Origin of the sequence: Streptomyces changchenzhani (genome assembly GCF_039766235.1) — a bacterium.
In the GTDB taxonomy this organism is placed as follows: Bacteria; Actinomycetota; Actinomycetes; order Streptomycetales; family Streptomycetaceae; genus Streptomyces.
Window position 1 is genome coordinate 113212 of sequence record NZ_JBDHNH010000004.1, and the last position, 14329, is coordinate 127540.

The following is a 14329-nucleotide window of genomic DNA, read 5'->3' on the forward strand; positions in this document are numbered from 1 at the left end:
CAGACCCTGAGCCGCACCGGTCTGGAAAGATGCCGAACGCGATGAGTCAGACACCGAAGAAGACCGCGGAACAACCTGTCCCGACCAGCACCGATGTCGCGCGCCTGGCCGGCGTATCGCGCGCGACGGTTTCGTACGTTCTGAACAACACCTCGGCCGTGCGGATCAGTGAGCCCACTCGCCGCCGCGTCCGGGAGGCCGCGGAGGAGCTGGGGTATGTGCCGCACGCGGCGGCCCGGAGCCTGCGCGCCGGGCACACCCGGATCGTGCTCCTGCCCACGGCGCACGTCCCGGTCGGCCCGCTCTACAGCAAGTTCTTCAACGAGCTCCAGTGGGCGCTGCGCCGGCTCGACTACACCGTCGTCCAGTACGCCAGCCTCGGCCTCGGCGGTGACGAGGCGGCCCGCGCCTGGGCCGAGTTGCGCCCGGTCGCGGTCCTCTCGCTCGGCGAGATCGCCCTCACGGTCCAGGGGGTCCAGGTGCTCAAGCGCTCGGGCGCCAAAGCCGTGATAACGCTCGGCCCCCAGCGGGTGGAGGGGGCGCACGCGCTGGTCATGGACCAGCGGGAGGTGGGCAGGGTCGCCGGAGCGCATCTGCGGGAGCGCGGATACCGGGGCATCGGCGTTGTGATGCCCAGGGAGCCGGGCCTCGAACTCTTCTCGAAGCCGCGCCTCGCGGGCGTCCGGGGAGCCGTGGCGGGCAGCGAAGTGCGCGTGGAGCAGCTGGAGATGGGGTACGACGAGGAGTCCGCGGCGGAGCTCGCCGGGCGCTGGCGCACGCTCGGTCTCGACGCGGTGTTCGCGTACAACGACGAGTACGCCCAACTGCTGATGCGGGCCCTGCAGGACGAGGGGATCGACGTACCGGGGGAGGCGGCGGTGATGGGCGCGGACGATCTGCTGCTCGGCAAATTGCTGCGGCCCCGACTGAGCACGGTGCATGTGGAGATGACGACCGGGCAGTACCTGGCGGACTTCCTGGACCGGGTGGTACGGACGCCGGGCGCGGAGCCGGAACGGCATGACCTGATGGGCGCCGAAGCCGTTCCCCGCGAGTCCAGCTGACGGGCCGGACGGGACGCGTGGGGTGAAGGGGGCGACCCTGCGCTCAGCCCCGTCCGGCGATCGAGGATGCCGCGCGCAGGTCCGCCTCGATGAGCCTCGCCGTCTCGTGGAGCGCCGGCAGCAGCGCCGCGCGCATCTCCTCCGGGGTGCCGTGCCCCGCGTGCTCGGCCACGTTGACAGCGGCCACCACCCGCCCGCTCCCGTCCCGCACCGGCACCGCGATGGAACGCAGCCCCTCCTCCAACTCCTGGTCCACCAGCGCGTGTTCATCGGCGGCAGCCCGCTCGATGATCCGGCCGAGCGCGGCGCGCGACGTTACGGTGTGCCGGGTCAGCGCGGGCAGCGCGTCCGGCAGAACGGGCCGGGACCCGGGGGCGAGCCCGGCCAGCAGCACCCGGCCCATGGAGGTGGCGTACGCCGGAAAGCGCGTCCCCACCGTGATGTTGACGCTCATGATGCGTACCGTCGGGACGCGCGCCACATAGTGGATGTCGGATCCGTCGAGCACCGCGAGCGACGCGGACTCGTGCACGAGCCCTGCCAGTGCGGCCAGATGGGGCTGTGCGATCTCGGCGAGGCCCAGGCCCGAGAGGCGGGCGCAGCCCAGTTCCAGCACCCGTGGCAGCAACCGGAACCGCCGCCGGTCCGCCGCGGCGTACCCCACGTACCCCAGGTGCTCCAGGGTGAGCAGGGAGCGCCGGGCGGTCGCCCTGGCCAGCCCGGTCGCCCCGGCGACCTCCGTCAAGGTCATTCCGTTGCCCCGGTCCGCGCCGAGCGCGGCAAGCACGGCGAGGCCGCGCGCCAGGGACTGCAGAAAGCCGGGCCCGAGCTCGCGCTTGGCCGCCGACGAGGGGTCCGCCGCGCTGTCCGGCGCCGCGACGGGCGAAGCGCCTGCCTCCCCGGCTGTGGTTCCCGGCGTGGGGCGGGGCGCCGCGAGCGCCGCCTCCAACTCGCCGCGCACCGCGCGCAGCCTGGGGAGTACGGCATCCCGCAGCGAGTCCAGGGTGTGCCTGCTGGTGTGGCTGACGACGCTCATCGCACATACCGTCCGGCCCGCCGCGTCGCGCACCGGAACCGCGACCGCGACCAACCCCGGCTCGACCAGCTGGTCGTCGCCCGCCCAGCCGTCACTCGCCGCCCGCGCGGCCCGCTCCTCGAAGGAGCCAGGGTCCTGCGGCCGGGCGGGCGTCGGCAGGGCGGTGAAGTCCGCGGCAGGCGCAGCCGCTTCCCTCCGTGCGCGCCAGGCCGCCCACCCGGCCGCGTCCCACCCCGCCGCGAACAGTGCGCCGGGGGCGCACCGTTCGGCGGGCAGCAGATCGCCGATCCGCAGGGCGAGGGACATGGTGCGCCGCCGGGTGGTCTGGAGGGCGAACCGCGCCCCCGCGCCGTCGGCGTCCGGCACCGCCACCGATACCGACTCGTCGAACTCGTCCGCGAGCCGCTCCGCCGCAGGACCGAGCGCCGCCGGGATCCCACAGGCCGCCAGATAGGCCCCGGACAGCTCCAACACCCTTGGTGCCAGGGCCACTTCACGTCCGTCGCCGCGCGCGAGGCCGAGCCGCTCCAGGGTGGACACCACCCGGTCGACGGTGGAACGCGCCAGGCCCGTCGACCGTACGAGATCGCTGTGCCGCGTCCGGTCGTCGGCGCCGGGCGCGGCCAGCGCGCGCAGCACGGCGAGCCCGCGCTCCAGCGGGCCCACGGACTCGGCGGGCGGCGGGGCATGCGTCGCGCTGTTCGGCGCGGGACGCGTCATGGGATTCCTCCTGGCAGGGCGCTGACGCCGTTGGACATCGTTGACAGCGGGCGGCGCCCGGCAGAGACTCGGGCGAAGTCAAATATGAACGATAGTTCACTCGGCGAACACATCACCACTGCGGGAGAGAATTCGATGAGCATCCGCGACGTCTACATCGTCGACGCCGTCCGCACCCCGATCGGCAAGTTCGGCGGTGCGCTCTCCGGTGTACGCCCCGACGACCTCGCCGCACACGTCGTCAAGTCGCTCGTCGACCGCACCCCCGACCTCGACCCCTCCCGCATCGACGACGTCTACTTCGGCGACGCCAACGGCGCGGGCGAGGACAACCGCGACGTGGCCCGGATGGCCGTGCTGCTCGCCGGGCTCCCCGCGAGCGTCCCGGGCGTCACGGTGAACCGGCTCTGCGGCTCGGGCCTGGAAGCCGTCATCCAGGCGGCGCGCGCCGTCGCGCTCGGCGACGCCTCGGTGGCCGTCGCGGGCGGCGTCGAGTCGATGTCCCGCGCGCCCTGGGTGCTCCAGAAGCCCGAGCGCGCTTTTCCCGCCGGGCACCAGCAGCTCCACTCGACGACCTTGGGCTGGCGCATGACCAACCCGCGGCTGCCCGACGAGTGGACGGTGCCGCTCGGTGAGGGCGCCGAGCTGATCGCCGACAAGCACGGCATCACGCGCGAGCAGCAGGACGCCTTCGCGCTCGCCAGCCACCGCAAGGCGGCCGAGGCCTGGGCCGCGGGACTCTACGACGGCGAGGTCGCGCCGTACACCGGAGTGGATCTCGAACGGGACGAGTGCATCCGCGAGGGCTCGACCATGGAGGCCCTCGCCAGGCTGAAGCCCGCCTTCCGTAAGGACGGCAGCGTCACGGCGGGCAATGCCTCACCGCTCAACGACGGCGCCGCCGCGCTGCTGCTCGTCGACGACGAGGGGCTGCGCGCCACCGGCCGTGAGCCGCTGGCCCGGATCCGTGCCTCCGCAGTCACCGGCATCGAGCCGCAGCTCTTCGGGCTCGGCCCGGTCGAGGCGGTCCGGCGGGCACTGGCCAAGGCCGGCCGGTCCTTCGCCGACCTCACCACCTTCGAGCTCAACGAGGCCTTCGCCGCCCAGTCGTTGGGCTGCCTCGCCGAATGGCCGGACCTCGACCCCGCCGTCGTCAATCCGCGCGGTGGGGCCATCGCCATCGGCCATCCGCTCGGCGCGTCCGGAGCCCGCCTCGCCGGGTCCGTCGCCCACCAGCTGGCCGCCGCCGGCTCCGGTACGGGCCTCGCCGCGCTGTGCATCGGGGTCGGCCAGGGCCTCGCCCTCGTACTGGAGCGCTGACCGTATGCGGACCACGGTGGGGATCATCGGGGGCGGCCCGGCCGGACTGCTGCTCGCGCGACTGCTGCACATCGCGGGAATCGACTGCGTCGTCCTGGAGAGCCGCACGCGCGACTACGTCGAACAGCGCCAGCGCGCCGGGATTCTCGAACAGGGCACCGTCGACGCGCTGCGTGCCTGCGGCGCGGGCGCCCGCATGGACGCCGAAGGTCTGGTACACCACGGCATCGAGCTGCGCTTCGACCGGCAGAGCCACCGCATCGACTTCCCGGCGGCGACCGGCGGGCGATCCGTGACGGTGTACGCGCAGACGGAGGTGGTCAAGGACCTCGTCGCGCTCCAACTCACCGAAGGGCCACCGCTGTTCTTCGAGGCCGAAGCCCTGGCCATCGAGAAGCCGGAGTCCGATCACCCCGTGGTCCGTTTCTCCCACGGTGGCCGGGAGCAGACCCTGGAGTGCGACTACGTCATCGGCTGCGACGGCTTCCACGGCATCGCCCGCTCCGCGATCCCGGCCGCCGTACGCCGTACGTACGAGCGCTCCTATCCGTACTCCTGGCTCGGCATCCTGGCCGATGTCCCGCCCTCCTGCAACGAGTTGATCTACGCGCGGGGCGAGGGCGGCTTCGCCCTGCACAGCATGCGCTCGCCCACCGTCTCCCGGTTCTACCTCCAGGTCCCGAACGGCACCGACCCGGCGGACTGGCCCGACGGGCGGATCTGGGACGAGCTGGACCGGCGATTCGCCGTCGACGGGGGCTGGAGCCTGGCGCGCGGCCCGGTCACCGCCAAGTCCGTGACACCGATGCGGAGTCATGTCACCGAGCCGATGCGGTACGGGCGGGTCTTCCTGGCGGGGGACGCCGCGCACATCGTGCCGCCCACCGGGGCCAAGGGGCTGAATCTGGCCGTGTCCGACGTGCGAATCCTGGCCCGCGCCTTCGGGCACCACCGGCGCACCGGATCGGCGGAACTCCTCGACGGCTACTCCGACCTGTGCCTGCGACGGGTGTGGCAAGCCACCCGGTTCTCGTACGAGATGACGACGATGCTGCACAGCCGGCCGGACGACGACGCCTTCGACGAACGTGTCCAGCTGGCGCGGCTGCACCGCCTCGTGGCCCCCGGGCCCGCCGCCGAGCTCGCCGAGAACTACACGGGACTGCCCCTCGACTGACCCGGCCCCCGGGTGCCGCCGGGCGCCCCAACAACGGCGGGCGCGGCCGGGCCCCGCACGCGGACTGTGGTGTCAGCCCGCGTCCTTGGTCTCGTTCGCCGCCCCGCTCGACTCATTCGCCCCGCCCGCCTCGCCGGCTTCCTTCGCGTCGTCGACGGACTTGCGGACCTCGTCCATGTCGAGCTTGCGGGCCTGCCCGATGACGTCTTCCAGGGCGGCCTCCGGCAGCGCGCCGGGCTGGGCGAACACCGCTACGTTCTCGCGCACGATCATCAGAGTCGGAATCGAACGGATCTCGAAGGCCGCGGCCAGCTCCTGCTGAGCCTCCGTGTCGACCTTGGCGAAGACCAGATCCTGGTGGCGCTCGGAGGCGCTCTCGTAGACGGGTGCGAACTGGCGGCACGGACCGCACCAGGAAGCCCAGAAATCGATCAGGATGAATTCATTTTCCGAGACGACCTGATCGAAGTTTTCCTTGGTGAGCTCAACGGTGGACATGCGGCGCTCCTCTTCCTGGCACAACGGGCGTAGCCGTCCCGCACAACGACGCACGGGTCCGACCTATTCCGCCTGCCCGGGTGGCCACGGCGCACACCCCCGACCAGACTGCACCCTATGACTGGACGTGTGGATTCTGTGGATTCTGTGGTTGCGACGGGTGCTGTGGACGCTGTGGACGCTGTTGAGTACGACGTCGTGGTGGTTGGTGCCGGGCCGGTGGGCGAGAACGTGACGGACGGTGCGAGGGCGGCCGGGCTGAGCGTGGCGGTCGTGGAGAGCGAACTGATCGGCGGCGAGTGCTCGTACTGGGCGTGCATGCCCAGCAAGGCCCTGCTGCGCCCGGTGACCGCACGCGCCGACGCGCGCCGAGTCCCCGGGCTGCGGCAGTCCGTGCAGGGCCCGCTCGATGTGCGGGCGGTGCTCGCCCATCGCGATGCGTACGCCTCGCACTGGAAGGACGACGGCCAGGTGGACTGGCTGGAGTCGGTCGGCGCACACATCTACCGCGGCCAGGGCCGGCTCGCCGGACCCAAGCAGGTCACCGTCGAGGGCTCCGGCGGCGAACGGCACACACTGACCGCCAGGCACGCCGTCGCCGTGTGCACCGGCACCCGGGCCGTCGTCCCCGGCCTGCCCGGCGCGGCGGACGCGAAGCCCTGGACGAGCCGCGAGGCGACCAGCGCCCAGCAGGTACCCGGGCGCCTCGTGGTCGTCGGCGGGGGAGTGGTCGCCGTGGAGATGGCGACGGCATGGCAGGCGCTCGGGTCGCGGGTGACCGTGCTCGTACGGGGAGAGGGCCTGCTGGCCAAGATGGAGCCCTTCGCCGGCGAGCTGGTCGCCGAAGGGCTCATCGAGAGCGGCGCGACGGTACGTACCGGCGTCTCGGTGGCCTCCGTCGAACGCGACGGCGGGACCGGACCGGTCACCGTGGTGCTCAAGGACGGCGAGCGGATCGAGGCGGACGAGATCCTCTTCGCCACCGGCCGCGCCCCGCGCACCGACGACATCGGCCTGGAGACGGTCGGCCTGACGGCCAGTGACTGGCTGGACGTCGACGACAGCTGTCTGGTCCGGGGCAGCGACTGGCTGTACGGCGTGGGTGACGTCAACCACCGGGCCCTGATGACCCATCAGGGCAAGTATCAGGCCCGGATCGCGGGCGCCGCCATCGTCGCCAGGGCGCAGGGCGAGCCCCTGGCCACCGGTCCGTGGGGCGCGCACGCGGCGACCGCCGACCACGCCGCCGTCCCCCAGGTGGTCTTCACCGACCCGGAGGCGGCCGCCGTCGGCCTCAGCCTCGCGGAGGCCGAGGCGGCGGGGCGCCGGGTGCGCGCGGTCGACTACGACCTGGCGTCGGTGGCGGGCTCCGGCCTGTACGCCGATGGCTATCGGGGCCGTGCCCGCATGGTCGTCGACCTGGACCGCGAGATCGTGATCGGCGCCACGTTCGTGGGACCAGCGGTCGGTGAACTGCTGCACTCCGCCACGGTGGCGGTCGCCGGCGAGGTGCCGATCGACCGCCTGTGGCACGCGGTTCCGGCCTATCCGACGATCAGCGAGGTGTGGCTGCGGCTGCTGGAGACGTACCGCGCGGAGACGGCGAAGTAGAAGCAGGAGCAGGAGCAGGAGCAGCAGGCGTGACGCACGGGGCCCGAGCCGTGCGTCACGCCTCGTGCAACAGATGAGGGCGTCGAACTGACGTGCCCCGGACCGAGGCCACCCCTGCGACTCGGATCGCTGCCGTATGAGTATTTGCCGCACCATCTGCGTGTTCCGTAGTGAGTACGGATCGGGACGGCCCGGCGCCGCAGTGCTTCCCCAGGGGCGCTGCGGGACATGTGTTTCGGGCGGTCTCGTCACCGAAGGGGCCGGACGGCGTGCGTGAAGGGCATCTCCTCGCCTTGGGCCTCCCCTCGATCGGGAAGAGAGCCGCATGCACCTCCACCCCGCGTCTGCATTTCGCCGCCCCGTCCTGCCCCTGCCTGCCGAGGCGCCCGACCTGGCGGCCGTCGACCGGGTCGAGTACGCCGACCACGCCGTGTGGCATCTGCCCGCCTCGCCGAAGGCCGCCACGGTCGCGCGACATCTTGTCCTCGCCTGTCTGAGTCGCTGGCAGTGTGCCGCCGAGGCGGTGGACACCGTCGCCCTGCTGGTCACCGAACTCGTGACCAACGCCGTCCAGCACGGCGCCGCACCGATCCTCCTGCGCCTGGACCGTGAGGGCGACGCCGCGCTGACCGTCGCCGTGCACGACGCGGGCACCCTGCCGCTGACGCCCTCGGCGCGGGCCGTGTCGCCGAGTGCGGAGCACGGGCGTGGCCTGCGGCTGGTCGAGGCGCTGGCCGATGCGTTCGCCCTCAGCAGCGGCGGGCGGGGCACCCTCGTCGTAGCCCGGCTGGACCGGCCCGGCGAGGAGGCTGTCCGGCCGCCGGGGGTAGCGTCGCCAACGCCCTAGCTCTCGGCGAGTCGGCGCAGGGACGCGACCAGTTGGTCCACCTCCCCGGACGTGTTGTAGAGGGCGAGCGACGCGCGCGCCGCCGTTTCGAGACCGTAGTGGGCCAGCGCCGGCTGGGCGCAGTGATGGCCGGCCCTGATGGCGATGCCGTCGCGGTCCAGCCAGTCGGCGATCGTGGCCGGATCCTGGCCCGCGAGGGTGAAGGTCAGTACGGCGATCCTGTCCGGCGCCGAGCCCACCAGATCGAGGCCGGGGACGGTGGCCATGGCTTGTTGCGCGTACGCCATCAGGGCCTGCTCGTACGCGGTGACGGCGCCCCGGTCGAACGACATCAGCCAGTTCAGCGCGGCCAGCAGACCGACCACCCCGGAGATATGACCCGTGCCCGCCTCCAGGCGGTGGGGCACTGGCGCGAAGGTGGTCCGGGCGAAGTCGACCGACTCGATCATGTTGCCGCCGCCCTGCCAGGGCGCCATGCGCTCCAGCAGCTCCGGCTTCCCGTACAGGGCGCCGATGCCCGTGGGACCGAACAGCTTGTGCCCGGAGAACGCGTAGAAGTCGGCGTCCAACTCCTCTACGTCGACCGGGAAATGAGCGACGGCCTGAGCCCCGTCCACCAGCACCTTGGCCCCGTAGCGGTGTGCCAGTGCCGTCATCTCGCGCACCGGAGGAACGGTGCCGAGGACGTTCGACGCATGGCTGATCGCGACGAGTTGGGTGCGTGAGGAGAGCAGGTCGGCGTACGCGTCCTGATCGATCGCGCCGTCGGCCGTCAGTGGGACCGGGACCACCCGGGCCCGGGTCTCCTTGGCGATCAGCTGCCACGGCACGATGTTGGAATGGTGCTCAAGGACGGGCACCAGGATGTCGTCGCCGGGGCCGAGATTGGCCCGCCCCCAGCTCTGCGCGACGAGGTTGATCGCCTCGGTCGTGCCGCGTACGAAGACGATGTTCTCCGGGGCCGGTGCGCCCAGGAACTGCGCGACGGCGGCCCGGCCCGCCTCGTACATCTCGGTGGCTTCCCGCGCCATGGTGTGTGCGCCGCGGTGGATGTTGGAGTTGGCGGCGCTGTAGAAGGCGGCCAGTGCCTCGATCACCTGACGCGGCTTCTGGGTGGTGGCCCCGTTGTCCAGCCAGACCAGCGGGTGCCCGTTGACGGTCCGGTGCAGGATCGGAAAGTCCTGCCGCACGAGCTCGGGCGAGAAGGCGCCAGGGGCGGCGGCGACGGGGGTGGCCGTGTTCGGTACGGCCGCGGCCGTACTCGGTGCACCCATGCCAGGCGCCGCAGTGCCGGCTGCCGGTGGTGCGGCACCAGGTGCCACGGTGCCCACCGCCGGTGCCGCGGCACCGGGAGCCGCCGTGGCCGATGACACTGTGCCCGGTGCCGCCGTGACCGGTGCCACCGCGTCGGTCACCGTCTTCACCGGTGTCGCCGGTGTCGCCGTCAGCCGCGCAACGTCAGGAGTAATCATGGTACTTGCCCACCTCGACGTTCTGGAGAACCGCGATCGCGTCCTCCACAAGGACCGCGGTGTTGAAGTACGCCGTCATCAGGTACGAGGTGATGCCCTTCTGGTCGACCCCCATGTTCCGCATGGACAGGCCGGGCTCGACCTCGTCCGGGACGGCCGACGGGCGCAGCCCCACCACCCCCTGCTCGGCCTCGCCCATGCGCATCAGCAGGATCTCGGTGGTGCCGAGGCCCGCGCCCGTGAACCGCACCTTGTCCGAGGGCAGCAGCGGCACTCCGCGCCAGGTCAGCAGCGGACTGCCGAACCGGGTGTCCATCACCGGGGGGACCCCCCGGCGGGTACATTCGCGGCCGAACGCGGCTATCGCCCGGGGGTGCGCGAGGAAGAAGCCCGGCTGCTTCCAGACCTTCGTGAGCAGCTCGTCCAGGTCGTCGGGGGTCGGTGCACCGGTGCGCGCCTGCACCCGCTGCCCGGCGGGGACACTGTTGAAAAGCCCGAAGCCCGGGTGGTTCAGCAGCGCGGCCTCCTGCCGCTCCCGCAGCGCCTGGATGGTCAGGTTCGCCTGGGCGCGGGTCTGGTCGATGGAACCGTTGTAGAGGTCCGCGACGCGTGTGTGCACGCGCAGCACGGTCTGGGCGAGCGTCATGTGGTACTCGCGGGGTGCGTCCTCGTAGTCGACGTACGTTCCCGGCAGGTCGGGTTCACCCACGTGCCCGTCGCGGAGCTCCACCGGCACCTCACCGCCAGGCACGGTGTTGTCCCCGGCGGCGTACGCGTCCATCGCCGCACGCAGGTTCTCGTCCCGGTCCGCGAGCTCGCCCAGCGCGCTGCGGTCGGCGCAGAGAGCCACACCGCGGGTGAGGGCCTGGACGCGGTACGGCATGGGCTCGGAGCGGGTCCAGGATTCGAGGTCGAAGAACTGGCCGTCACCCACCACTTCGAGCAGCTCGTCCTCGCCATGACGGCCGGACACGCGCTTCTCGGCCCGCCCCTGCACGAGCACCCACAGCCGGTCGGCCGGCTCGCCGGACTGGAGCAGCACCTGACCGGGCTCGAAGGTCACTTCCGTGAAGGAGTCGGCGAGTCGGGCGAGCGACGCGTCGTCGGCGTCGCGCAGATAAGCCACCTCACGTAAGTCGCCCGGGACGATGCTCGGGCTGCCGTTCTGCTCGTGCGTACTGATGCGGTCGTCGCCCAGCACGTACGTGCGGCGCCGGTTGACGCGGAAGACACCCGATTCGACGTCCACCCAGGGCAGGGCGCGCAGCAGATAGCGCGGGGTGATGCCGCGCATCTGCGGAGTGGTCTTGGTGGCGCTGGCGAGTTGCCGTGCCGCATCCGGACTGAGAGCGAGTCGATCGTTCACTGAGGCCTCCTCGAAGACGGGCGTGACCCGGGGAGTTCGCCGGGTGGCACGCCGGAACGAGGCGATCGTCTTCTCGCTATGCGGTCACCGCAAGGTGCCGATATTGGTGATGGGCCGGAAAAGTGCTTTACGCGAGGATGCGCACCTTCGTGGCCTTGGGAACGTCGGGCATACGCAGCGAGCAAGTGCCCGGCATCTGACGTGATTTGCTCCCATATTGGAGCTATGTGATTCCCAAAGGGCGGCTTATGCGGTGGTGTTCGTCCGGATTCCGGTGCCGGGTGCGTTCACGGACGACTTAAGAGTCCGCGGTGGCGGCCGACCGGGATGACCCACGGGGTGCCACTGACCGGGGCCGTGGTGATCCGGCAGCGCAGGCCGAAGACGTCCTCGACGGTGGCCGCGCCGCGCTTGGGCGCCATCAGCCAGGCCGGGGCGCGCAGCAGGGTGGACTTGCCGCAGGCGTTCGCGCCGACGATGGCGGTGATTTTTCCCGGCGGGACCGTCAGGTCGAGGTCCTCCACGACGAGCCGGTCGTCGTGCGCCAGGATAAACATTCCGTGGAGTCCGGGCGCGGAATGCCGACGGGTCTCAACGGCTCGCAAATAGGCTGAGCACCATGAGCAATCTCGAGCGCCAGGCCGTGCCTTCCCTCTGCGGCGGCCGCGGATTCGTCGTCGCGGAGCCTGTACGCGAACTCCTCAGCCCCCGACGCGTCAAGCTCGGCGAGTCCACCGAGGTACGCCGCCTCCTGCCGAACCTCGGCCGTCGCATGGTCGGCGCATGGTGCTTCGTCGACCACTACGGGCCCGACGACATCGCCGACCGGTCCGGCATGCAGGTGGCTCCCCATCCGCACCTCGGCCTGCAGACCGTCAGCTGGCTGCACGACGGAGAGGTCCTGCACCGCGACAGCCTCGGCAGCCTCCAGACCATCAGGCCCCATGAACTGGGCCTGATGACCTCCGGTCGCGCCATCAGCCACTCCGAGGAGAGCCCGCGCCCGCACGCCCGGTATCTGCACGGAGCCCAGCTGTGGGTCGCACTGCCCGACGCCCACCGCGACGCCGAGCCGCACTTCCAGCATCACGCGGACCTGCCCGCCGTCACCGCCCCCGGCCTCACCGCCACCGTCATCCTCGGCGGACTCGACGGCGCGGCGTCGCCCGGGACGACGTACACCCCCATCGTCGGCGCGGACCTGGCACTCGCGAGCGGCGCCGAGGCCAGGCTCCCGCTCGACCCGGACTTCGAGTACGCCGTGCTCTCGATGTCCGGCGAGGCGTACGTCGACGGCGTGCCGGTGCTGCCCGGCTCGATGCTCTACCTCGGCTGCGGCCGCACCGAACTCCCGTTGCGCGCCGGGACGGACGCGGGCCTGATGCTTCTGGGTGGCGAGCCCTTCGAGGAGGAGCTGGTCATGTGGTGGAACTTCGTGGGCCGTTCCCAGCAGGACATCGAAGAGGCCCGCAAGGCCTGGATGGAGGGCGACCGCTTCGGCGAGGTGCACGGCTACGACGGCGACCGCCTGCCCGCCCCCGAACTCCCGCCGGTGGTCCTGAAACCGCGGGGACGGGTGCGTTGATCCGCTGACGGGCAGGCGTGGTTCGCGACGGCCGAGGCCATTGGCTCAGCGGTGGCCGAACCAGCTCGCCGCCGACGGGAGAAGCCTGTCGTCGTAGCCGAACAGGGCCTGGTTCTCCCAGCCGTTGCCGGACGAGGGGTCGGCCGGGTCCCAGCCGTTGCCGGTGACGGCCGTCCAGGTGGGCTCCCAGTAGACGACGCCCAGGCCGCGGCCGTTCGGTACGGCCTCGACGATGCTCGTCAGGTCGCGGAGCCAGGCCGCCTGTCCCGTCGTGTTCGCCGGGTAGCCGGGGAGTAGTTCGGCCGTGGTGTCAATGATGTTCTCGTGGCTGTCCTTGCTGTCCTTGCTGTCCAGCCGGAAGGCGTACGCGGTCTCGGCGATCAGGACCTGCTTGCCGTAGCGGGCGGAGATGTCGTCGAGGTTGGCCTGGAGATCCGACAACTGCCCGTGCCAGTAACCGTAGAAGGACAGGGCGATGACGTCGAAGTCGACCCCCTGCGCGATCGCGTTGTCGAACCACCAGCGGTACAGGCTGTTGTCGCCGCCGTGCGCCAGGTGCAGGGCGACGCGGGTGGTCGAGGAGACGGCCCTGGCCGCGGAGATGCCGGACTTGAGCAGACCGGCGGTCTGCTCCCAGTTGGTCGTGGAGCCCTCCGGCCAGAGCATGCCGGTGTTGATCTCGTTGCCGATCTGCACCATGTCGGCCGTGGTGCCCTGCGCCTTCAGCGCGCCCAGTACCTCGTGCGTGTGGTCGTACACGTCCTTCTTCAGCTGAGTGTACGAATGCGAGGCCCACGCGGCGGGCTTGGATTGCGCCCCCGGGTCGGCCCAGATGTCGGAGTAGTGGAAGTCGACCAGGAGCTTCATGCCCTGGCCCTTGATGCGCTTGGCCATCTCCAGTACGCGCGCCTTGTTGTTGTAGCCGTCGGCCGGGTCCACCCACACCTTGAGCCGCCCGTAGTTGGCGCCCGCGGACCGCAGGATGCCCAGCCCGTCACCGGCAGTACCGCCGGTCGTGCGGTACACACCGCCGAGGTCCTCGCTCTTCTTCAGCGTCGATACGTCGACGCCCTTGACCGGCACTCCGGTCGCGCCCGGGGCGAAGGCGAGGTCGTCGGCGTTGAGCCAATTACCTGCCCTGGCATCGGAGTTGATGCTGATCGTGCACTGACCACCGGTCACCTTGACCGAGGTCACGATCCGCAGCCACTTCCCGTCGGACGTGGGCGGCAGGTCGGTGCGCTGCTCCGGCGAACCGCAGTTGCGCAGCGCCAGATACGCGGCGTTCTGGCCACCGCTCGAACGGACCCGGGCGCTCAGCGTGTACGTGCCGTTGGCCAGCCCGGACAGGTACTGCAACGTCTCCACCTTGTAGGCCGACGCGGACCAGTGGGTCAGCCGGCTGCTGCCGCTGTGCCCGCCCGCCTCGGCGTACGCCGCCGCGTCCTGACCCGTGGCGGAGTAGGTGGACCAGCCCGAAGTGCCGGATTCGAAACCGGTGTTGGTGAGGGTGGAGGCGGCTTGAGCCATCTGGCCGGGAAGCGCGGTGATCAGCAGAGCGCCGATGAGGGGGACAGCGGCGGCTCTGAGCAGGGTGAGGGGGGTGCGTCGTGGCAGGGCATACATCGTCGGG

Annotated in this window: 11 protein-coding genes and 1 pseudogene; 6 read left to right on the plus strand and 6 right to left on the minus strand. The window is 71.4% G+C overall.

Annotation, left to right across the window (positions count from 1 at the left end):
• Window positions 1–41 precede the first annotated feature (41 nt).
• On the plus strand, window positions 42–1064 hold the full coding sequence (locus ABCR94_RS14815) for a LacI family DNA-binding transcriptional regulator (RefSeq protein WP_347119751.1): 1023 nt from the start codon (window positions 42–44) through the stop codon (window positions 1062–1064).
• A 43-nt stretch (window positions 1065–1107) separates the two neighbouring features.
• Here the strand turns inward: ABCR94_RS14815 and ABCR94_RS14820 are convergent, their stop codons facing one another.
• The gene (locus tag ABCR94_RS14820; RefSeq protein WP_347119752.1) at window positions 1108–2820 is read right to left on the minus strand and encodes an IclR family transcriptional regulator domain-containing protein; all 1713 of its coding nucleotides are present in this window, start codon (window positions 2818–2820) and stop codon (window positions 1108–1110) included.
• Window positions 2821–2955: 135 nt separating this feature from the next.
• Between ABCR94_RS14820 and ABCR94_RS14825 the strand changes: the two genes are divergently transcribed.
• Both ABCR94_RS14825 and ABCR94_RS14830 read left to right on the plus strand, forming a co-directional pair.
• Window positions 2956–4140 (plus strand): thiolase family protein, encoded by a 1185-nt coding sequence (locus tag ABCR94_RS14825; protein WP_347119753.1) that lies wholly within the window; start codon window positions 2956–2958, stop codon window positions 4138–4140.
• Between the two features lie 4 nt (window positions 4141–4144).
• A complete protein-coding gene (locus ABCR94_RS14830) occupies window positions 4145–5317 on the plus strand; it encodes a 4-hydroxybenzoate 3-monooxygenase (protein WP_347119754.1) in 1173 nt (390 codons plus the stop codon).
• Between the two features lie 72 nt (window positions 5318–5389).
• Here the strand turns inward: ABCR94_RS14830 and trxA are convergent, their stop codons facing one another.
• Window positions 5390–5815 carry a thioredoxin gene (gene trxA, locus ABCR94_RS14835; RefSeq protein ID WP_347119755.1) on the minus strand — a complete coding sequence of 142 codons (426 nt, stop codon included), beginning with the start codon at window positions 5813–5815 and terminating at the stop codon, window positions 5390–5392.
• Between the two features lie 174 nt (window positions 5816–5989).
• Here trxA and ABCR94_RS14840 point away from each other — a divergent pair, with 174 nt between their 5' ends.
• Entirely contained in the window at window positions 5990–7426 is a 1437-nt protein-coding gene (locus ABCR94_RS14840) for a dihydrolipoyl dehydrogenase family protein (protein WP_347119756.1), read from the plus strand.
• A 325-nt stretch (window positions 7427–7751) separates the two neighbouring features.
• Window positions 7752–8273, plus strand: coding sequence for an ATP-binding protein (locus tag ABCR94_RS14845; protein WP_347119757.1), 522 nt, complete (start codon window positions 7752–7754; stop codon window positions 8271–8273).
• Here the strand turns inward: ABCR94_RS14845 and ABCR94_RS14850 are convergent.
• From ABCR94_RS14850 to ABCR94_RS14860, 3 genes and pseudogenes are all read right to left on the minus strand, one after another.
• Entirely contained in the window at window positions 8270–9547 is a 1278-nt protein-coding gene (locus tag ABCR94_RS14850; RefSeq protein WP_521976994.1) for a SufS family cysteine desulfurase, read from the minus strand. The genes ABCR94_RS14845 and ABCR94_RS14850 overlap by 4 nt on opposite strands.
• Window positions 9548–9731: 184 nt before the next feature.
• Window positions 9732–11111 (minus strand): family 2B encapsulin nanocompartment shell protein, encoded by a 1380-nt coding sequence (locus ABCR94_RS14855; protein ID WP_347119758.1) that lies wholly within the window; start codon window positions 11109–11111, stop codon window positions 9732–9734.
• A 389-nt stretch (window positions 11112–11500) separates the two neighbouring features.
• A pseudogene (locus ABCR94_RS14860) lies at window positions 11501–11668 on the minus strand (ATP-binding cassette domain-containing protein); the annotation flags it as partial.
• Between the two features lie 62 nt (window positions 11669–11730).
• On the opposite strand from ABCR94_RS14860, the gene ABCR94_RS14865 reads away from it, so the two are divergent.
• Window positions 11731–12696 (plus strand): pirin family protein, encoded by a 966-nt coding sequence (locus ABCR94_RS14865; RefSeq protein WP_347119759.1) that lies wholly within the window; start codon window positions 11731–11733, stop codon window positions 12694–12696.
• 45 nt (window positions 12697–12741) lie between these two features.
• Here ABCR94_RS14865 and ABCR94_RS14870 read toward each other — a convergent pair whose 3' ends face one another.
• Window positions 12742–14322: a glycosyl hydrolase 53 family protein gene (locus ABCR94_RS14870; RefSeq protein WP_347119760.1), complete on the minus strand. Its 1581-nt coding sequence runs from the start codon at window positions 14320–14322 to the stop codon at window positions 12742–12744.
• Window positions 14323–14329 lie beyond the last annotated feature (7 nt).

What these genes read in the sequence shown, in the direction of transcription:
- ABCR94_RS14815 (WP_347119751.1), top strand. Translation starts at nt 42, where the DNA reads ATGAGTCAGACACCGAAGAAGACCGCGGAACAACCTGTCCCGACCAGC.
- ABCR94_RS14820 (WP_347119752.1), bottom strand. Translation starts at nt 2,820, where the DNA reads ATGACGCGTCCCGCGCCGAACAGCGCGACGCATGCCCCGCCGCCCGCC.
- ABCR94_RS14825 (WP_347119753.1), top strand. Translation starts at nt 2,956, where the DNA reads ATGAGCATCCGCGACGTCTACATCGTCGACGCCGTCCGCACCCCGATC.
- ABCR94_RS14830 (WP_347119754.1), top strand. Translation starts at nt 4,145, where the DNA reads ATGCGGACCACGGTGGGGATCATCGGGGGCGGCCCGGCCGGACTGCTG.
- trxA (WP_347119755.1), bottom strand. Translation starts at nt 5,815, where the DNA reads ATGTCCACCGTTGAGCTCACCAAGGAAAACTTCGATCAGGTCGTCTCG.
- ABCR94_RS14845 (WP_347119757.1), top strand. Translation starts at nt 7,752, where the DNA reads ATGCACCTCCACCCCGCGTCTGCATTTCGCCGCCCCGTCCTGCCCCTG.
- ABCR94_RS14850 (WP_521976994.1), bottom strand. Translation starts at nt 9,547, where the DNA reads ATGGGTGCACCGAGTACGGCCGCGGCCGTACCGAACACGGCCACCCCC.
- ABCR94_RS14865 (WP_347119759.1), top strand. Translation starts at nt 11,731, where the DNA reads ATGAGCAATCTCGAGCGCCAGGCCGTGCCTTCCCTCTGCGGCGGCCGC.
- ABCR94_RS14870 (WP_347119760.1), bottom strand. Translation starts at nt 14,322, where the DNA reads ATGTATGCCCTGCCACGACGCACCCCCCTCACCCTGCTCAGAGCCGCC.